Here is a 19867-nt window from a genome sequence, read left to right as displayed (position 1 = left end):
CCTTGTTATTTGGCTAAACCGAAAGCTTTGGCTTGTTCACGATACTGTGCAATCTGTTTTTTCACATAGCTGTCCAGCTCCTTGCCGGTCATGTTGAATTCGAACAATCCACGGATATCCCGCTGCTTTTTAAAAGCATCTGTTTGTTGTAATTTATTAAAAGTATCGACCCACCACTGATACGCTTCATCGGAGACTTCTGGTCCCATATAAAATCCGCGGATAATCGGCCATACCAAGTCATAGCCTTGCTCTTTGGCGGTAGGGATATCGGCTAAATCACCCTCCAGCCGTTTATCTGAATAGACAGCCAGAACACGGATTTTGTCTCCACTCAGGTAAGGCATCATCTCGCTCAGATCACCGGAGACAGCCTGAATATGGTTACCCAGCAGAGCCGTGACAGGTTCACCACCTCCCTCAAAAGCGACATAACGCATTTTGTGAGGATCAACACCAACCTCTTTTGCCAGCAGTGCTGTTTTCATCCAGTCCTGGCTGCCGATGGAAGCGCCGGCGCCAAACACAATGCTGGTGGGATTGTCTTTGAAAGCATTCATCAGATCTTTCAGGGTGTTATAAGGAGAATCAGCACGGACGGCAATCATGCCATAATCAGTACCAACACTTGCCAGCCAGCGAACATCATTAACGTTGTAGCGGCCAAATTTTCCCTGAGACAAATTGAGCAGAGAACCGCCGGAAAAGGCGACGATGGTCCCCGCTTCAGCAGGCCGCTGTGCGACGATAGCGTTGTAAGCGACAGCACCAACACCACCGGGCATAAAGGTGACGCGCATAGGTTTACTGATCTCTTTCGTATCCAGTAATGAAACCTGTACCAGTTTGCAGGTCAGATCAAACCCGCCACCCGGTTTTGCCGGGGCAATACATTCAGTTCTGCCGGGGGCGTCGGCAGCAAAAACACTGCTTGCGCTAAATAGTAAAACGGTTGCCGCTAATATTTTGATTATTATAGCTTTCATTTGTTTTCTCTCATCAATACCCGTGTAAGATATAGCCACCATAAACGGATCTGGTTGACTTAATTGATAATAACAAAACCTTTCATTTACCTTTCATTAATAAGAAAAGTTGTTGATATGTGATTTCAATCGCTTAATTTGCGTAGCGTTTCGCATTAATGAGTTAACAAATGGCGGCAGACTTTCTTTTTTGTTTGGGTTTGTTGTAAGTTTCTCGTAGTGCTGATGTTGCTTTGTTTGGTGTTAAGAAACGTAAAGAGAAATTATTCAAAGATGATGTGGTTTTTGGCAAAAATAGCCGTAAAATTTCGCTCAATACAGGGGAGAGATAAAGTGAAAAGCTTGAAGGGTTTGTCTGTTATCTGGAACAGCCGCCTGTAGGCGACTGTTTAACCGTTTTGCATCTTTATGTTTATTGATTGGTTACTCGAAGTGCATGATTTCATCGATGTCAAGCGGTGCTGGATTTTGTCGGCAGCAAGGGCATGTCACGTAAGCTATTCCAGGTGCTCTGTTTGAGTCAACTTCAGCTTGGAAAGCTTGTTTTAAGCATTCCGTGTGCATTGGATAGCTCTCGGGGCCGCCGTGATTGCAACTGAGTTGGTAAAAAGGCTTGTCATTATTTTCAAGACAAATGGTACATTCTTTTGTTGTATCTGGCTCAATGTGTGGCATGTGACTTCTCCTAATATGAGGGATTATTTCGCTTTTCTGGCTTAAATAGCGTTTCAAAACAGTAGATCTCTCGAAGGGAACTTGATCTGGTTTTTGCGATCTGATTAATCGCAAAAAATCACAAATTACTAAAATCACTCGTTGAACTGAGTTATGCAAATTATAGCACCTATATTCCGAAATGAATGGCGCTTAATGCTAAAAATTTTTCATAGAACTTATCTGATGGTAGCTTTTTTGTATCTTTGCTTAAATATTCCTCATGTGTATATTGATGCTAAACATCTTCTGAATTACATTGTAGTTCAACAAGGAGGCTTATTATGGCTACAAATCAACTAGTACAAACCCGTATTGATGGTGAAATCAAAGCAGAGGCTGCTGCGGTTCTCGCCGCTATGGGGCTCACTGTGTCAGATGCTGTTCGCATGATGCTAACACGAGTTGCAAGAGAAAAAGTATTACCATTTGAACCATTAGTTCCGAACGAAACGACAATCGCAGCAATGAAAGAAGCTCGTAAAGGGGGTGGAAAATCATTCTCCACTGTCAAAGATTTAATGGCTGATCTCAATGTGAACGACTGAATACACAAGTCAATTTAAACTCGATTACAAAAGAGAAAAAAAGGGTAAACATCGTGCTATTCTTGACGATGCTATAATGTTGGTTATCAATGAATTAGCCTTGGATAATCCACTGGAGTCAAAATACTGTGATCATGCGCTGACTGGAGATTGGAAGGATTTCCGAGATTGTCATATTAAGCCGGACCTTATACTGATTTACCAAAAACCTGACGAGGGCACATTACGGCTTGTTCGCCTTGGTTCGCATTCCGAACTTGGATTATAGGGATAACTAGCTCTACCTTATTTTTTATAGCTACCAACTTAATAAACCCACTTCGGTGGGTTTATTATGGAATTTATTTCATGATGGTATCAACAGAATCGAGAACAGGTGAATTATCAGAAACGTTGGGTGTAACGAGTCAGGTTCTTTCTTCAACAGCTTTGTGTGGTTATATCAGGCATTGTCTAATCTTTTAATGCTAACGTGGTGACCTGTGTTGTTTAGTCAGCGGTTGCAAGTGCTTCCACTCATTTATCTCTATTGTCAGTTTTCAACGATAAGAAAAGCAGCAAATTATAAACCGGATAACCTACAAGATAATATGAAATAACATCCTTTATTATGCTTATTAAAATCAAGGAGATATCTTTAAAATGCGCTTACTATTAGTGGAAGATCACCCTGAATTATTGCATTGGCTGCAAAAAGCACTGAGTAGTGCAGGGTTTGCTGTAGATGTTGCTAGTGATGGCATCATTGCTGATCAATTATTGCAGACAGAAAATTATGCGTTGTTGATTCTGGATGTTTCTTTACCAAGGTTGAATGGTCTTTCACTGTTAGTTCGTTTACGTAAGCGGGGACAAAATCTGCCGGTATTATTACTGACGGCTAAGGCTGATGTTTCTGATCGGGTAAAAGGGCTTAATTCCGGCGCTGATGATTATTTGACTAAACCTTTTGATTTACGGGAATTGGAGGCGCGTATCCGGGCATTACTTCGGCGTAGTGCAAATGTTTCACAGGAGACCTTGATATTTGGCTCCCTAGTTTATCAAGATGAAGGTTATTTTATTTTGAACGATGAGCCACTGGCTTTGACACCGCGGGAACTCTCTGTTTTAACAACACTGTTCCATCGTCGCGGAAGGCCGGTTTCTAAACAACAGCTCTTTGAACAGGTATTTGCACTGTCAGATGAGGCGAATCCACAAAGTATTGAACTTTATGTACACCGGGTCCGGAAAAAATTATCAGGTAGCAGTGTCGGGATCAGCACATTACGGGGATTAGGTTATCGCCTGGAGTGCCAGGACGAATGAAATTATTCAAAGTGCCGAAGTCATTGTTTCATCAGTTACTGTTGTTTTTTGGCGTTCCGTTGTTTTTGTTAGGCGGCCTGTCTGTTTATACCCATTATTTTAGTGCAAAAAACGCGGCTACATTGGCTTATGACCGTACTTTACTGGCATCAGCCCGAACCGTGGCAGAACGGTTGACCGTTGAGAATAACCGATTGATTGTCGATGTACCTTATGTGGTTTTGGATAGTTTTGAGCGAAATATGAATGATCGGCTGTTCTATCAGGTGTTATCTCCTGAAGGGAAAATAATTTCTGGTTATGATGATTTGCCGTTAATACCTGAATATACGCCGCGTTCCAATTTATACACTGCGTTGGTCTATTTTTATGATGCGGAATATCACGGTCAGCCTATTCGGGTTGCCGCGCTTTATCAGCCGATCAATGAAGGTGGAATGATGGGAATGGCGTTAATACTGGTTGCTGAAACGGTGGCTTCCCGTCATTATTTTGCGCAACAATTATTAATATCTTCTTTGCTGAGTCAGGGGGCTGTTGTCGGTTTGACTTTGATTCTGGCTTATTTTTTGTTGAAACAATTACTCAAACCACTACACAAACTCTCTGGTGTCATGGTTCGTCGCCCCGCTAATGATCTTACTCCGTTACCGGATATGTTGCCGTGGTCAGAACTTTCTCCGTTATTACATGCATTTAATCGCTATATAGAACGGCTGAAACTGATGGTTAGCCGACAGAAAAGATTCAGTGCGGATGCTTCTCATCAACTCAGAACACCATTAACGGTATTGAAAACCCAGGTGGCGGTCGCATTTGCCTGCCAGGATCCTGAACAATGGAAAGAGAGCTTACGGGCTATTGATAATACGTTGGATAATACGATTTCTCTGACAGACCGTTTATTACAGCTCTCTCGGTTAAAAGCGCATGAAAAGGAAGCTGTTCAAGATTATAAACCGGTCAATTTAGTCGAATTGTTGCAACAGGCGTGTTTTTCTCGCTTGCAACAGGCTGAAAGTAAACACATTGATTTGGGTTATGAAGGAGAAAATATTCAGTGGATAAAAGGCGAACCTGTATTACTGACAGAAATGTGCGCCAACTTATTAGACAATGCAATTAAATATACGCCGGAAGGCGGAATTGTCACTTCCAGAATTATTCTCAGCCCTTGTAAGACATATTGTTATTTGGAAGTGGATGACAGTGGGCCGGGGATTGCTGAAAAAGAAGTCAATTTGTCACTGATGGCTTTTAATCGTCTTGATAATGCTGCGGGGCATGAAGGGGCAGGGCTGGGATTAGCTTTGGTGAAAGATATTAGTCTTTATCATGGTACTCATCCCCAATTATTGCCCAGTGAAACACTGGGCGGCTTATTAGTAAGAATTCCTTTCAGGCTTTCTGATGGTTAATTTTCTGCGATTTTTTTGTTTTACGGCCAAAAAGAGGAACACGTAATTGTTGTGCCAGTATGACACCTAATAGTGTTATGCCGCCACCGATCAGATGGTAACTGTGAACTTTTTCGTGTAGAGCCAGAATAGCGATAATCGTTGTGAATATCGGCGTCAAATTCATAAATATGGCAGTAGTATTGGCGCCAAGTTTTATGACACCTTGTATCCATAAATAAGGGGCAAGGATAGAGGCGGGAATACCGGCAAATAAGACTAACGAGAGATTGTTGGCATTCAATTGAACATCGTTAGTCAATAGGAAGTTTGGCAGTAATAACAGGACGCCAAAAGTAATCTGCACATACAGGGATTGCCAGTTTGGTAATGGAATAGACCAGTGTTTGGTTAATACGCCATAGAGTGCGTAGGAGGTAGAGGCAATCAACATCATCAATTCACCGCGGCCTAAACCGTGTTGCAACAATGACATGGGATCACCGGTACTGACCAACCAGACTAAACCAAACAGCGATAGAACAGTACCAAGAGCAATGCCAACAGTGGGAACAACACGTAAAATAAATATGCTGATGACAACAGTTAAAAGCGGAATCAATGAGCTAAGAATTCCCATAAATGTTGCACTGATGCTGTGTGCGGCGTAATAGGCCAAGCTTTGGTAAAGTACCATACCAAGTGCGCCAAGGACTAATAACTTCCACCAATATTGACGGATTGTTTTCCATTGGCGAATAACAGGCAGTGCAACAAAGGGAGTTAATGTGAGAAAGGCCAAGAACCAGCGATAAAAAGAGATTGCAGCCGGATCAATCACTGTAGCGGAGGCTTTACTCACCACGGCATTAATTGACCAAATTAGGACTGCCAGAAGCGGGAAAATCATATTCATATAGATGAGTCGCATTGAGATAGAAATGAGTGTTTAGTCTAACGGTGTCTGATTTATTATATATAACGATAATCAGACAATAGATAAGGCAATTGAGACAATATGGCAGAAAAACTTCATATCCCTGTGAAAGTAATGGATATTCCGGCCAGTATTTCTTTCCGTAGCGAATTATTCAGTGCGGACACCGAGTGTTTACGTCATACCCATCCATTCGGGCAACTTATTTATGTCGTCTGTGGTGTAATGGCAATGAATGTTGGAGAACAACATTTTTTAGCGCCACCGCAATTCTGTGTCTGGATACCGGAAGGAATAGAGCATTCGGGATATAGTAGAAAAGCAATGAGATTCAGGGCAATAGATATCTCTCCTGAGTGGGGGAAATTATTGCCGGATGCCCCTTGTATTATTCGACTTAGCTCAATATTCAATACGATTATGGCTGATTGTTTTGAGCGTGGATTGAAAATACCGGAAACAGAACAGGATTTACGGCTGGCTCAAGTGCTGATTGATCAGTTAATTCAGTCTCCTGTTCAGCATACTTATCTGCCTTTTTCTAAAGATAAACTTTTAGCGCCGATACTACAGGAACTTGAACGTAATCCTGCTGATAATACGTCATTGCTGCAATGGGCAAAACAGCGTTATACCTCGGAACGCACTTTGTCACGGCGTTGCCGGCAAGAATTAGGCATGTCATTTAGTGAATGGCGGCAACGGTTGCGGTTTATCCATGCTATTTCTTTGTTGGAACAAGGGAAAACCGTTAATGAAGTCGCCTTTGATGTAGGTTACAGCTCATCTTCTGCTTTTATTGCGATGTTTCAGCAACTGGCGGGTACGACGCCAGAGCGTTTCAGAAAAAGCTAATAATAAAAGAAACCGTCGTGATGGGTTTTATTACGATTAAATGGCAAAATAGTCGGCTACGTCCGTTTTATGCCACAGGATGGAATTAAGTGAAGATTCTGGTTGATGAAAATATGCCTTATGCTGAACAGCTGTTTCAGCAATTAGGGGATGTACAAGCCATTCCGGGGCGTCAGGTACCGGAAGGCGCACTGGATAACGCGGATGCGTTTATGGTCCGCTCGGTGACTAAAGTTAATGAAGAACTGCTGAAAGGCAGCACGGTAAAATTTATCGGTACGGCAACAGCGGGTACGGACCATGTGGATCAACAGTGGTTATCTCAAGCGGGAGTCGGGTTTTCTGCTGCGCCCGGATGCAATGCCATTGCTGTGGTTGAATATGTTTTCTCAGCATTAATGTTACTGGCTGAACGTGACAATTTTGACCTCAAAGATAAAATTGTCGGGATCATTGGCGTCGGTAATGTCGGTAGCCGGCTGGCCGAACGGTTATCTGCTCTTGGCATACGGGTACTCTTATGTGATCCGCCAAGAGCTGAAAGAGGTGATGCCGGTGAATTTTGGCCATTGGAAAAACTGGTCAAAGAGGCGGATATTCTGACATTCCATACGCCACTGAATCAATCAGGCCCATATAAAACACTTCATCTGGCGGGGGCTGAATTATTGTCGGCTTTGCCGGATAACCGCATATTGATTAACGCCAGCCGGGGTGAAGTTGTTGATAATCAGGCCCTGCTTGCCGAGTTGAAACGTGGTAAAAAACTCAGTGTTGTGCTGGATGTTTGGGAACCAGAACCTGATTTATCCCTACCATTACTGGAATTAGTTGATATAGGTACACCTCACATCGCGGGTTATACCCTCGAAGGTAAGGCACGCGGCACCACACAGGTATTTGAGGCTTATTGTCGATTCCTTGGTCAGCCCCGTAAAGTTGTCTTATCTGAGTTGTTGCCTGAGCCTGATTTCAGCCGGGTCGCCTTGCATGGAAATGTGACTCAAAGCACACTAAAGCGACTGATACATTTAGTGTATGATGTGCGCCGCGATGATACCCCGTTACGGCAGGTTGCCGGTCAGAAAGGGCAATTCGATCTTCTGCGTAAAAACTATTTGGAACGCCGGGAATGGTCATCTTTGACCGTGTGTTGTGATAACCGAGAGAGTGCTGAGTTGTTAGCCTCTCTTGGTTTCAGTACAGAACTGATTTAATTGGTGCAGGCATATATCTGCATGTCAGAAAGATAAGGTGGAGAAAACCAACATGTCGGAAGGATGGAATATTGCCCTGTTGGGTGCAACAGGCGCGGTAGGTGAAGCGATACTGGCGTTATTACAGGAGCGTCAGTTTCCCGTTGGTGAACTGTATCCTCTTGCCAGTGAACATAGTGCCGGTGAAAACTTGCGTTTTAATGGTAAAAGTTTAATTGTCCGTGATGTTGCTGATTTTGACTGGTCACAGGCGCAACTCGCTTTTTTTGTGGCCGGAACAGAAGCCACGGCACAATATGCTGAACAAGCGGCAGAAGTAGGTTGTCTGGTGCTCGATAGCAGCGGATTATTTGCTATGGAGCCGGATGTTCCCCTAGTTGTTCCAGGTGTGAATCCTCATGCGTTGGCGGATTATCGTAACCGTAATATTGTCGCCTTGGCGGATTGCATGACCAGTCAGGTGCTGACAGCGATTAAACCGTTGGTTGACGCCGCAGGAATTGCACGCTTACATTTGACCAATTTGTTCTCTGTCTCCGTTTACGGCAAAGCGGCGGTTGATGAATTAGCCGGGCAGAGCGCCCGTTTACTTAACGGTATCCCACCAGAGCCAGGTCGTTTCAGCAAACAACTGGCATTTAATCTTTTGCCGCTGTTGGCAGACGCTGAAGGCTCGGCGCGTGAAGAGCGTTGTCTTGTGGATCAGATACGCAAAATTTTACAGGATGAAGGATTACCCATTTCAGTCAGTTGCGTTCAGTCTTCTGTTTTTTATGGTAATGCTCAGGTAGTCCATTTGGAAACATTGCGTCCGGTTGGTGTGGAAGAAGCCCGAGAAGAATTAGAGCGGATGGTGGATATTAATGTTTCTGAGGAAGGCGATTATCCAACTCAGGTGACAGACGCATCCGGTAATGATTTGCTGAGTATTGGCTGTCTACGCAATGATTATGGTATGCCGGAGGTATTACAATTCTGGTCTGTGGCCGATAATATCCGGTTTGGTGGCGCGCTGATGGCGATTGAGACAGCAGAAAAACTGATTCAGGAGCAATTTTACTGATGTTTGGTACAGAACAAACAGAATCTGTGCCAGGTTCAAAAATGAAAATTGCATTGGGCATTGAGTACGATGGCAGCCGGTATTATGGTTGGCAGCGTCAGCAGGAAGTGAAAAGTGTTCAGGGGTGCCTTGAGGAAGCGTTATCAAAAGTTGCCAATGAACCCATATCGGTATTTTGTGCCGGCCGAACCGATGCTGGAGTGCATGCAACAGGGCAAGTCGTTCATTTTGAAACGTCTGCATTGCGCAAGGATGCGGCGTGGACAATGGGGGTGAACGCACATTTACCATCGGATGTTGCTGTTCGTTGGGTGAAAACCGTGGATGAAGATTTCCATGCCCGTTTTAGCGCGACTGCCCGACGGTATCGTTATATTATTTTTAATCATCGTTATCGTCCGGCAGTACTGGCCAGTGGCGTGACACATTTTCATTATCTATTGGATGAAAAGCGGATGCATCAGGCCGCGCAGTGTTTATTGGGGGAAAATGATTTTACCTCTTTCCGTGCGGTTCAATGCCAGTCCAAAACACCCTGGCGTAATGTGATGCATATTAATGTCAACCGCTACGGGCATTACGTCGTAATAGATATTAAAGCCAACGCTTTTGTGCATCATATGGTGCGTAATATTGTCGGTAGCTTGATGGAAATTGGTTGTGGCAATCAGGATATTAACTGGATGGCGCAATTGCTTGCTGTACAAGACCGGACGAAAGCCGCTGCGACGGCTAAAGCGGCAGGATTATATCTGGTTGCCGTTGATTACCCTGTGCAGTTTAATTTGCCGGGATCGGTTATGGGGCCTCTGTTTCTGGCCGATGATCTGATTTAACATTTTTATTTGGTTGCCGACAAGGATGTTTTGGTATAACGGGGAATATTATGGAATATCTGACACATTTCGTTGATTTTGCTAAATTTATTATTGATTTTATTCTTCATGTTGACGTTCATTTAGCAGAACTTGTCGCAGAATATGGTCATTGGGTGTATGGCATTCTGTTCCTGATTCTGTTTTGTGAAACAGGATTAGTGGTTACTCCATTTTTGCCGGGAGATTCGCTGCTATTTGTTGCGGGTGCTTTAGCGGCTTTGGATTCAAATGATCTGAATGTGCATATCATGGTGGTATTGATGATTATCGCAGCCATTATTGGCGATGCAGTGAACTATGCTATTGGCCGTGTCTTTGGCGAAAGATTATTTACCAATCCGAATTCGAAAATTTTCCGCCGGAGTTATCTGGATAAAACTCATGAGTTTTATGAAAAACACGGTGGGAAAGCCATTATTTTAGCGCGATTTGTACCAATTATCAGAACATTTGCACCATTCGTTGCAGGCATGGGGAAAATGTCTTATCGTCATTTTGCTGCTTATAACGTGATTGGCGCACTGGTTTGGGTACTGTTATTCACCTATGCTGGTTATATATTCGGTGATATGTCAATGGTAAAACAGAATTTGAAACTGCTGATTGTTGCTATCATCTTTATCTCAATCCTGCCCGGAGTGATTGAAATCTGGCGTCACCGCCGTGCGGCGATGAAACAGAAAACCAATAACCCGTAACAGGTTTGAGCAGTTTTTTATCCACACTGTAATAGCATTGTGGTTTAATGGCACACATAACAAAACTGGCATGAGCCAGATTCAGACGGAAAGATCATTCAATGAGCTGGATTGAAAAAATTCTTAATAAAAGCAACATTACCCAAACTCGTAAGGCAAATATCCCTGAAGGGGTTTGGACCAAATGTGATAGTTGCAGTCAGGTGCTCTACCGTGCTGAGTTAGAGCGCAATCTTGAGGTTTGCCCTAAATGTGATCATCACATGCGTATTTCGGCGCGTACCCGGTTGGAGACTCTTCTTGATGAAGGAACAAAAACTGAATTAGGGGAGGAATTAGAGCCGAAAGATATTCTGAAATTCCGCGATTCTAAAAAGTATAAAGACCGTATATCGGCAGCACAAAAGCAAACTGAAGAGAAAGACGCTCTGGTCGTGATGAAAGGCACGTTGAGTGGTATGCCGGTGGTTGTTGCTGCTTTTGAATTTGCGTTTATGGGTGGTTCAATGGCTTCTGTTGTCGGCGCCCGTTTTGTTCGTGCGGTAGAACAGGCGTTGGAAGACAATTGCCCTCTGATCTGTTTTTCTGCCAGTGGCGGCGCCCGTATGCAAGAAGCGCTGATGTCACTGATGCAGATGGCGAAAACCAGTGCTGCTTTGGCAAAAATGCAGGAACGTGGTTTGCCTTACATTTCTGTGATGACTGACCCGACAATGGGCGGTGTTTCAGCGAGTCTGGCAATGTTGGGTGATATCAATATTGCTGAACCGAAGGCATTGATTGGTTTTGCCGGGCCACGCGTTATTGAGCAGACAGTACGTGAGAAATTGCCGCCAGGTTTCCAACGCAGTGAGTTTTTGCTGGAAAAGGGGGCGATTGACATGATTGTTCGTCGTCCTGAAATACGAGATACACTTGCCAGTTTGCTTGCTAAACTGACTCATCAGCCGCAACCTGGTACTAAACCTATTGTTGCTGAATTTGTGGCAGAACCCGCTGATGTTGAGGCGGATATTCAAATAAATACCAATAAAGAAGATGTCTGATACTTTACAAATTCTTCAAGCCACGTCGTCACTGACGACGTGGCTTTCCTATCTTGAAACCCTGCATACTAAAGCCATTGATATGGGGCTTGAACGTGTAGGTAAACTAGCTCGAACCTTGGATCTGGTTAATCCTGCACCTAAGGTGATAACCGTATCCGGCACTAATGGTAAAGGCACCACCTGTTGCACTATCGAATCTGTTCTGCTGGCGGCTGGGCTGAGAGTGGGTGTTTACAGCTCTCCGCATCTTGTACGTTATACTGAAAGAGTTCGTATTCAGGGTAAAGAGTTACCTGAACAGGAATTCTGTCGTGTATTTGCGGATATTGAATCCCGTCGTGGTGGTATTTCACTGACTTATTTTGAGTATGGCACATTAGCGGCTCTGCAATTGTTTAAAGAAGCTTGCCTGGATGTGGTCATTTTAGAAGTCGGCTTAGGTGGGCGGCTGGATGCGACTAATATTGTGGATGCCGATATTGCAGCCGTTACCAGTATTGCACTCGATCATATTGATTGGTTGGGGGCTGATCGCGAACATATCGGTCGTGAGAAAGCGGGTATTTTCCGCAAAGATTGTTTTGCCGTGGTGGGTGAACCGGATATGCCATCTTCTATTGCGGAAGTCGCGGATGAATTAGGGGCCAGATTGTTCCGCTGTGGTATTGACTGGCGATTTTCTCAACAGGAGAAAGATTGGCGCTGGCAATCTGATGATATGCTATTTAGTAATCTGCCTTTGCCAAATGTTCCTTTGATGAATGCCGCAACCGCAATGGGTGTTATTTGTTGCCTGTTACGACAAGGAGATAAAGTCAGTCAGGCTATTAATGAAAATGCCATCCATCAGGGGCTGCAAAATGCGCAATTGCCTGGGCGTTTCCAAATGATTCATGAAAAGCCGTTGTTGATTCTGGATGTGGCGCATAACCCACATGCCGCGGCGTATTTGGTACAGAAATTAGCCCTGTTGCCCCGTCAACTGGGCAGCAAAATTCTTGGGGTAGTGGGTATGCTTGGCGATAAAGATATTGCCGGCACACTGGCTTGTTTGTCAAAGCAAATTAATGAGTGGTATTGCGCTCCGTTGACTGAACTGCGTGGTGCAGATGCACAGGCATTGGCTGAGCATCTTGAACAGCCACGGGTATTTACTGATGTGGAAAGTGCCTGGCGCCAGGCAATGGCAGACGCTGATAAACAGGATATTGTTGTCGTTTGTGGTTCATTCCACACCGTAGCGCATGTCATGGAGGCTCTGGACAGGGAGAAGCGAAGTGGCAAGTAAATTTCAAAATCGTTTGGTCGGTACAATTGTATTGGTAGCACTGGGTGTTATTGTGTTGCCTGTATTGTTGGACGGCAACAAGAAATATAACGAAGATAAGTTTGCATCAATTCCCCTGGTTCCGAAACCTGGGGATGAGCAAGAAATTGAATCTATTCCTCCCCTTAATCCGCCAATATTATCAATACCTCTGGAAGACGAGACAGAGGTATTGCTGCCGGAGACGCTGGAGCAGCCGGAAATACCATTGGTGACAGTTCCTCCCTCGCCTGCACCGATAGCGCCTCCTGCTGTTCAGCCGGAAGTCAAACCTCAACCACAGATTAAACCTGAACAAAAACCGGATATTAAGCAGCCGGCACCGGCGAAACCAGAGATTAAACCGGAACCGAAGCCTGAAGTTAAACCCGTTGAAAAAGCACCGCAAGGGCAAGCATATATCGTACAACTGGGCGCCTTGAAAAACGCTGGAAAGGTGGATGAAATCGTTGCCAGACTGCGTTTGTCGGGTTATCAGGTCTATACGGTACCTTCATCTCCGGTGAATGGGCAGTTAACCAGAATATATGTCGGTCCGAATGCTTCTAAACAACAACTCGACTCGGCGCTATCAGAACTGAAAAATCTGACAGGATTACAAGGGCAGGTAAGAAGCTATAGACCGTAATAAAGCTGACGATGCCTATGTGACGAATAGGATAATTGTGATGAAATTAAGTAGTAAATATTAAGTGACCGCGGCGATAATGAATTTCCTATATCGCCGCTAATTATTTTCAGTGGAATCGGAAATCTGCTACGCAAACGTTTTCGTTTTCTGTTAAAATGCGCCTGAAACGGATGCCGGGGCGTCTATTTTGGAATTAAAACATGGTTTGGATTGATTACGTTATTATTGCCATTATTGGCTTCTCGGCATTGGTTAGCCTGATTCGTGGGTTTATTCGTGAGGCGTTGTCACTGGTCACCTGGGGATGTGCTTTTTTTGTGGCAAGCCACTTTTACTCTTACTTAGCGGTCTATTTTACCCGTTTTGAAGATGAACTGGTGCGTAACGGAATCGCCATCGCGCTTCTGTTTATTGCGACTTTGATTGTCGGTTCTATGGTGAACTATGTGATAGGTTCTCTTGTGCAACGGACTGGATTGTCTGGTACTGATCGGGTACTCGGAGTCTGCTTTGGGGCATTGCGTGGTGTGCTGATTGTCGCTGCTATCCTGTTTTTTTTGGATACATTCACACCATTGTCTCAAAGTGATGACTGGAAGCAGTCACAATTGATCCCACAGTTCAGTCATATCATCAGGTGGTTCTTTGACTACCTGCAAAATGCGTCAAGTTTCCTGCCGGAGAAATATACCTCTCCGCTTGGCTGATGAGGAAAAACTACATGTGCGGTATTGTTGGTATCGTCGGTTTTACACCGGTTAACCAGTCGATTTATGATGCGTTGACGGTGCTTCAGCACCGTGGGCAAGATGCTGCTGGCATTGCCACTATTGATGGTAACAATGGGTTTCGTTTACGCAAAGCCAACGGCTTAGTGAGAGATGTGTTTGAAACCCGGCATATGCTGCGTTTACAGGGAACGATTGGGATTGGTCATGTTCGCTATCCAACGGCAGGCAGCTCCAGTGCATCGGAAGCCCAGCCGTTTTATGTGAACTCTCCATTTGGAATTACATTGACACACAATGGTAATTTGACGAATGCGCATGAATTAAAAAGAATGTTGTTTGAAAATGCCCGTCGCCATGTGAATACCACGTCGGATTCCGAGATTTTGCTCAATGTTTTTGCTAATGAATTGGATCGTTTCCAGCATTATCCGCTGGAGCCTGACAATATTTTCGCCGCAGTAGCGGCAATGCATAAACAGGTTCGTGGCGCTTATGCCTGTATTGCGATGATTATCGGTCATGGATTAGTCGCTTTCCGCGATCCGCACGGCATTCGTCCGTTGGTGTTAGGCAAGCGTACTCTGAATGATGGCCGTAATGAGTATATGGTCGCCTCTGAAAGTGTTGCATTGGATACTTTGGGCTTTGAATTCCTGCGGGATGTTGCATCGGGTGAAGCGGTTTATATCACAGAGAAAGGCCAGTTATTTACCCGCCAGTGCGCTGAAAATCCTTCTCTGACCCCCTGTTTGTTTGAGTTTGTCTATTTTGCCCGTCCAGACTCTTTTATTGATAAGATTTCGGTTTATAACGCCCGTGTGCGGATGGGGCATAAGCTGGGGACGAAAATTGCCCGTGAGTGGGAAGATTTACATATTGATGTGGTTATTCCTGTTCCTGAAACTTCCTGTGATATTGCTTTGGAAATTGCCCGTATACTGGGTAAACCCTACCGTCAGGGGTTTGTGAAAAACCGTTATGTTGGACGGACATTTATTATGCCGGGCCAACAGGAGCGCCGGAAGTCAGTTCGCCGCAAACTGAATGCCAATCGTGCGGAATTCCGCGATAAGAATGTGCTGCTGGTGGATGACTCTATCGTTCGCGGTACAACGTCAGAACAGATTGTTGAAATGGCCCGTGAAGCGGGAGCGAAGAGGGTTTATCTTGCTTCTGCGGCTCCAGAAGTGCGTTTCCCGAATGTTTATGGCATTGATATGCCAAATGCAAATGAATTGATCGCTCATGGACGTGAAGTTGATGAAATTCGCCAGCTTATTGGTGTAGATGCGTTGATATTCCAGGATTTGACGGATCTGATTGATGCTGTTCGTGAAGAAAATCCAGATATTGAAGAGTTTGAATGTTCAGTATTCAATGGCATTTATGTTACCAAAGACATTGACCAGACTTATCTCTATTATCTGGAAAATTTGCGTAAAGACGATGAAATGACATTGAATAATCAGAACGAAATCGAAAACTTGGATATCTATAATGAAGGTTGATGACCTTCGGATTTAAAATTGTTGTCCAGTGTCCAGCACGAGGAAAAAATGAAAAGATTGATCGTGGGGCTTACAGGAGCAAGCGGGGCTATTTATGGCGTCAGGCTGCTGCAAGTTTTACAGCCAGTTGAAGGCATAGAAACACATCTGGTCATCAGTCAGTCCGCTCGCCAGACACTGGCGCTTGAAACAGATTATAGTTTACGGGATGTGCAAGCGCTGGCTGATGTCGTGTATGACAACAGAGATATCGCCGCTGCTATTTCTTCCGGTTCGTTCAAAACTTCGGGTATGGTCGTTTTGCCATGTTCAATGAAAACCCTTTCAGGTATTGTTCACAGCTATACCGATGGATTAGTGACCAGAGCGGCAGATGTTGTATTGAAAGAAAACCGTAAGTTGGTGCTTGGTGTGAGAGAAACGCCATTGCATTTGGGGCATCTCAGGTTGATGACTCAGGCGGCTGAAATAGGTGCGGTGATTATGCCGCCGGTGCCTGCATTTTATCATCGGCCTGAACAGATTCAGGATATTATTGACCAGACGGTTAATCGGGTGCTTGATCAGTTTGATATCGAGCTGCCTCATGATCTGTTTACCCGTTGGCAAGGCGCTAAAGGTGTTGAGATTTAGTGTTTAGTAGGTCTTCAAAGGCTTCCTTTAGCTGAAAATAGCGAAAGCCAAAACCAGCTTGTTCCAGTTTATGCGGTATTGCCTGCTGTCCTCCCAGTACCAGTGCCGCAGCTTCTCCCATGAGTAGTTTCAGCACAAAAGCAGGTATACGGATAATTGCAGGGCGGTTCAATACTTCTCCGAGTGTTGCGGCAAACTGATCATTATGTACCGGATAAGGGGCGGTGATATTAAAAGGACCGCTTAAACCAGGCGTCATCAACAGGTAATAGATACCATTTACCATATCATCAATATGGATCCAAGGCAGATACTGCTTTCCGCTACCCATAGGGCCACCAAGTCCAAGACGGAAAAGCGGTAACATTTTTTTCAGTGCTCCGCCGTTTTTTGCCAATACAACGCCGGTACGTAAAAGACAAACACGGGTTTTATCACTGGCAGCTTGTAACGCAAGTTGTTCCCATCGTTTACAGAGTTGATGAGTAAATTCATCATTGGGTGGCTCATGTTCTGTCACAACTGCCTGATTCTGATCGCCGTAATAGCCTACTGCAGAGCCGGAAATAAATACTTCTGGTGGTGTCTGACTGGCATTAATTAACTTGCTGAGTTGTTCTGTTAGTATCCAGCGGCTCTGGCACAGCTTTTCTTTTTGCGCTGAAGTCCAGGGTTTATTTGCAATGGGTTCGCCAGCAAGATTAATAACAGCATCAAAATCATTGAGGTCCGTTTTATCTTTCAGAGTAGTCCAGCATTCAGCTTGTTTACTGAACAGAGAATACACTTTTTGTGGCGAGCGGCTCAGAATGGTAATGGAATGGGATAGGGAAAGAAGCTGGCAAACCAGACGGCTGCCAATCAAGCCTGTTCCTCCGGTGATTAAAATATGCATACCCACTCCTATAACCAAAGTTTATATAGAAACTATAGCAGGGATATTAAGGCTGGTGATTTAAAATACAGCTATCTGTTAGCCGGATCAAGTTTTGCGGGGAAATAGTTACCCCGCAGACAGGTATCAGGCTTTGCTGTAGGCTATTTGGGTAGCGCGGCGTTGGCTAATAGCATCAAACCATTTTTTCACTGCGGGATAATCGCTCAGATCAATATTTTGACGCTCATAGGCACGAACCCACGGATAAGTTGAGATATCAGCGATACTGTATTCCTGACCACCCAGATAGGATGTTTTTTCCAATTGAGTATTCAGAACCTTATATAAGCGTTTTGTTTCTTCTTGATAACGATTAATCGCGTAAGGGACTTTCTCGGGCGCAAAATGACTAAAATGGTGATTTTGTCCCAACATTGGGCCAAAGCCGCCAACTTGCCAAAACAGCCATTGCAGGCTTTGAATACGTTCGCGCACATCTTTGCTGAGTAACTTACCTGTTTTCTCTGCCAGATAAGTCAGAATGGCGCCAGATTCAAAAATGGCGACAGGTTTGCCGCCATCGGCGGGTTGCTGATCAACAATAGCCGGAATTTTATTGTTAGGAGAAATTGCAAGAAATTCAGGTTTAAATTGATCTCCTGCGCCAATATCAATCCGGTAAATATTGTAAGGAAGGCCAGCTTCTTCAAGAAAGAGCGTGATTTTATGGCCATTTGGCGTTGGGGCATAATACAGATCGATCATAGAGCCTCCAGTGGGACATAAAATTGTATTATATATTACCTTAGATCTATCCAAGAATAGCCAATTCAGACCTTTTGCTGATTTCCGCACTGGCTGGCGATTGTCCGTATTGCCGGGGAAGTTTAACCGACAACGACTCCCCCGGTCATGAATTATCAGATGAAGCGGCAAAAAGAATGGTTATCTGGAATTCGTTCTTATACTGCCATCTGCGTTAACAACTGCCCGACTTCCGCCGTACAGATCTTTCTTGAAAGTAGAGTAATCTGTGCTGACATCCTCACGATTTTCTAATTTTGTCAATATTTCCTGGCTGGATATGCTAAATCCCTTGGCATGTATAGGAGAAGAGAAGGGTTCAGTATAGAGATTCAATCCCCACTGAGACGTTAAACCGTGGTTAGCCGCCCCTAAATTAACTTCGATCATAGAATGATGATTATCATCAACCAGATAACCTGTTGCCAGCCATCGGGTTAGCTCTTTCATTTCCCGCTCCCCTCGCTGAATTGACTGCTCTGGTGATTCCCCGTTAGCAGGAGTACCTAAAGAAAGATCATTTTTCAGTCCTGTGCCCAATAACCTGGCCGCAGTAATAAAACGATCCGTGGTGCCTGAAGGCGCAGCGACCGTTGGCAAATTGTGTAAGGCTGCATCCTTAGAAAATCCTGTATTTTCTTTCACATTCCAGACAGCAAAACCATTACCACGTTGTACTATAATGTTTTCCTTTGCTAACTCTTGATGTGCTTTGATGGGGCCTGACTGACCAAACTGATAATCAGTTCTGTCCAGCCGGTTGCGGGGGTTTAAACGGGCAAACTCCAACTCCCGATTAGTCAGACGATTATTGGCTTCAAGTGAAGCAGCAGATGACCAGACATTATCTTTATTAGGAGCGGGTGTTCTGAAATCATTCTGGGCTTTTGTCAGGCTATTGCCAGCCAGAGCAGGATTACTTGTCACTTCTTGCCCTTTTTCCTGTTTTGTCACCTGATATAATTCGGGGTTTTCAGAGGCATTAAATTTATTTTCATTTTTAAAAGTGTAGAGCGCCAATTGATCAGGTAAGGGATTTTCTTTAGTGGAACCACGGGCAGTTGCAAAGTTTTTACTTTCCAGGTAACCAATATCAATTATATCTTTGAACTCTGATTTCAATTCAGATGATGAATAGATTTTCTCCAGAGTATCCCGGAAATAAGCTGAATTAGTCAGATCATAGTAAGCAGTGGCTTTCTCCCTCAATGTCAGAGGTTCTGTATTTGCCCTATCAGGCCTGACACCGCTTTGCTGTGCTTCGCTAATGATCCGGGTAAATCCACCCGCACCAAGCTGACCTAAGATACTGAATCCGGGTTTATCTCCGGTATAGGCATTAAGCATTTTAGTCATTGCGGTTAACTCATTACCCTCCACCCGAACGAACAGTTTTACCAGGTTAGATAAGAGAGAATCAACCGTTTTATGGGCGGCAGTACTTTCGCTGGCTAAACGGGAAATGTTAGCTTCAATTTGTTTGTTGGTTACGACGGATTTTTCATTCCATTGTGTGATCACAGAGGTTGGTGCGGTAAGCGGATTATCAATAGTATTATTTAGCAACGGTTCGCAACAGTGACAAGTTTTATCTGTTGAAGCCGTTTGAGACAACTCATTGTGATTAATATCAATCCTGGTGTTAGCGCTCTGTATTGAAAGATTCGGCATACTTTCTCTCCATTATTTTATTGTTTTTTCTT

General features: G+C 44.3%; 20 protein-coding genes and 1 pseudogene. 15 read left to right on the top strand and 6 right to left on the bottom strand.

Annotated features, from left to right (window positions below; genetic code table 11):
* Positions 1-5: 5 nt before the first annotated feature.
* Together ABR397_RS07335 and ABR397_RS07330 are read right to left on the bottom strand one after the other, a co-directional pair.
* Complete coding sequence (locus tag ABR397_RS07335) at positions 6-986, bottom strand: Bug family tripartite tricarboxylate transporter substrate binding protein (RefSeq protein WP_350305148.1); 981 nt, start codon at positions 984-986, stop codon at positions 6-8.
* Between the two features lie 423 nt (positions 987-1409).
* Complete coding sequence (locus tag ABR397_RS07330) at positions 1410-1661, bottom strand: hypothetical protein (protein ID WP_350305147.1); 252 nt, start codon at positions 1659-1661, stop codon at positions 1410-1412.
* Between the two features lie 323 nt (positions 1662-1984).
* Between ABR397_RS07330 and ABR397_RS07325 the strand changes: the two genes are divergently transcribed.
* The 4 genes and pseudogenes from ABR397_RS07325 to ABR397_RS07310 all read left to right on the top strand — a co-directional run bounded on the left by ABR397_RS07325 (position 1985) and on the right by ABR397_RS07310 (position 4977).
* Complete coding sequence (locus ABR397_RS07325; RefSeq protein WP_350305146.1) at positions 1985-2248, top strand: type II toxin-antitoxin system RelB/DinJ family antitoxin; 264 nt, start codon at positions 1985-1987, stop codon at positions 2246-2248.
* 10 nt (positions 2249-2258) lie between these two features.
* A pseudogene (locus ABR397_RS07320) lies at positions 2259-2516 on the top strand (type II toxin-antitoxin system YafQ family toxin); the annotation flags it as partial.
* A 374-nt stretch (positions 2517-2890) separates the two neighbouring features.
* Positions 2891-3559 carry a transcriptional regulator TctD gene (gene tctD / locus ABR397_RS07315; protein ID WP_350305145.1) on the top strand — a complete coding sequence of 223 codons (669 nt, stop codon included), beginning with the start codon at positions 2891-2893 and terminating at the stop codon, positions 3557-3559.
* Positions 3556-4977 carry a sensor histidine kinase gene (locus ABR397_RS07310; RefSeq protein WP_350305144.1) on the top strand — a complete coding sequence of 474 codons (1422 nt, stop codon included), beginning with the start codon at positions 3556-3558 and terminating at the stop codon, positions 4975-4977. Before tctD ends, ABR397_RS07310 begins: the two co-directional genes overlap by 4 nt.
* Here the strand turns inward: ABR397_RS07310 and ABR397_RS07305 are convergent.
* Positions 4958-5872 (bottom strand): DMT family transporter, encoded by a 915-nt coding sequence (locus ABR397_RS07305; RefSeq protein ID WP_350305143.1) that lies wholly within the window; start codon positions 5870-5872, stop codon positions 4958-4960. The two genes, ABR397_RS07310 and ABR397_RS07305, sit on opposite strands and share 20 nt — an antisense overlap.
* 102 nt (positions 5873-5974) lie before the next feature.
* Here ABR397_RS07305 and ABR397_RS07300 point away from each other — a divergent pair, with 102 nt between their 5' ends.
* The 11 genes from ABR397_RS07300 to ABR397_RS07250 all read left to right on the top strand — a co-directional run bounded on the left by ABR397_RS07300 (position 5975) and on the right by ABR397_RS07250 (position 16483).
* Positions 5975-6748, top strand: a complete 774-nt coding sequence (locus ABR397_RS07300) for an AraC family transcriptional regulator (protein WP_350305142.1) — start codon at positions 5975-5977, stop codon at positions 6746-6748.
* 89 nt (positions 6749-6837) lie between these two features.
* Positions 6838-7965, top strand: a complete 1128-nt coding sequence (pdxB, locus tag ABR397_RS07295) for a 4-phosphoerythronate dehydrogenase PdxB (RefSeq protein WP_350305141.1) — start codon at positions 6838-6840, stop codon at positions 7963-7965.
* 52 nt (positions 7966-8017) lie between these two features.
* Positions 8018-9028, top strand: coding sequence for an aspartate-semialdehyde dehydrogenase (locus ABR397_RS07290; protein ID WP_350305140.1), 1011 nt, complete (start codon positions 8018-8020; stop codon positions 9026-9028).
* A 41-nt stretch (positions 9029-9069) separates the two neighbouring features.
* Positions 9070-9864 (top strand): tRNA pseudouridine(38-40) synthase TruA, encoded by a 795-nt coding sequence (truA, locus tag ABR397_RS07285; RefSeq protein WP_350305180.1) that lies wholly within the window; start codon positions 9070-9072, stop codon positions 9862-9864.
* A gap of 50 nt (positions 9865-9914) precedes the next feature.
* Entirely contained in the window at positions 9915-10604 is a 690-nt protein-coding gene (locus ABR397_RS07280) for a DedA family protein (protein ID WP_350305139.1), read from the top strand.
* 101 nt (positions 10605-10705) lie between these two features.
* Positions 10706-11650 (top strand): acetyl-CoA carboxylase, carboxyltransferase subunit beta, encoded by a 945-nt coding sequence (accD, locus tag ABR397_RS07275; protein ID WP_350305138.1) that lies wholly within the window; start codon positions 10706-10708, stop codon positions 11648-11650.
* On the top strand, positions 11643-12941 hold the full coding sequence (gene folC, locus ABR397_RS07270) for a bifunctional tetrahydrofolate synthase/dihydrofolate synthase (protein ID WP_350305137.1): 1299 nt from the start codon (positions 11643-11645) through the stop codon (positions 12939-12941). The genes accD and folC overlap by 8 nt, the downstream gene beginning before the upstream one ends.
* Positions 12931-13608 carry a cell division protein DedD gene (gene dedD / locus ABR397_RS07265; RefSeq protein WP_350305136.1) on the top strand — a complete coding sequence of 226 codons (678 nt, stop codon included), beginning with the start codon at positions 12931-12933 and terminating at the stop codon, positions 13606-13608. Before folC ends, dedD begins: the two co-directional genes overlap by 11 nt.
* A gap of 203 nt (positions 13609-13811) precedes the next feature.
* The gene (cvpA, locus tag ABR397_RS07260; RefSeq protein WP_350305135.1) at positions 13812-14318 is read left to right on the top strand and encodes a colicin V production protein; all 507 of its coding nucleotides are present in this window, start codon (positions 13812-13814) and stop codon (positions 14316-14318) included.
* A 14-nt stretch (positions 14319-14332) separates the two neighbouring features.
* Positions 14333-15850 carry an amidophosphoribosyltransferase gene (gene purF / locus ABR397_RS07255; RefSeq protein ID WP_350305134.1) on the top strand — a complete coding sequence of 506 codons (1518 nt, stop codon included), beginning with the start codon at positions 14333-14335 and terminating at the stop codon, positions 15848-15850.
* Between the two features lie 48 nt (positions 15851-15898).
* A complete protein-coding gene (locus ABR397_RS07250; RefSeq protein WP_350305133.1) occupies positions 15899-16483 on the top strand; it encodes a UbiX family flavin prenyltransferase in 585 nt (194 codons plus the stop codon).
* Here the strand turns inward: ABR397_RS07250 and ABR397_RS07245 are convergent.
* The 3 genes from ABR397_RS07245 to ABR397_RS07235 form a co-directional block, all read right to left on the bottom strand.
* The gene (locus tag ABR397_RS07245; protein WP_350305132.1) at positions 16464-17378 is read right to left on the bottom strand and encodes a TIGR01777 family oxidoreductase; all 915 of its coding nucleotides are present in this window, start codon (positions 17376-17378) and stop codon (positions 16464-16466) included. The two genes, ABR397_RS07250 and ABR397_RS07245, sit on opposite strands and share 20 nt — an antisense overlap.
* A 126-nt stretch (positions 17379-17504) precedes the next feature.
* Positions 17505-18125 (bottom strand): GSH-dependent disulfide bond oxidoreductase, encoded by a 621-nt coding sequence (gene yfcG, locus ABR397_RS07240; protein WP_350305131.1) that lies wholly within the window; start codon positions 18123-18125, stop codon positions 17505-17507.
* A gap of 180 nt (positions 18126-18305) precedes the next feature.
* Positions 18306-19835, bottom strand: a complete 1530-nt coding sequence (locus tag ABR397_RS07235; protein ID WP_350305130.1) for a hypothetical protein — start codon at positions 19833-19835, stop codon at positions 18306-18308.
* Positions 19836-19867 lie beyond the last annotated feature (32 nt).

Source organism: Photorhabdus viridis (assembly GCF_040256935.1).
GTDB classification, from domain to species: domain Bacteria; phylum Pseudomonadota; class Gammaproteobacteria; order Enterobacterales; family Enterobacteriaceae; genus Photorhabdus; species Photorhabdus viridis.
Note: the sequence above shows the minus strand (reverse complement) of the source record. Positions and strands in the feature narration are given on the sequence as shown.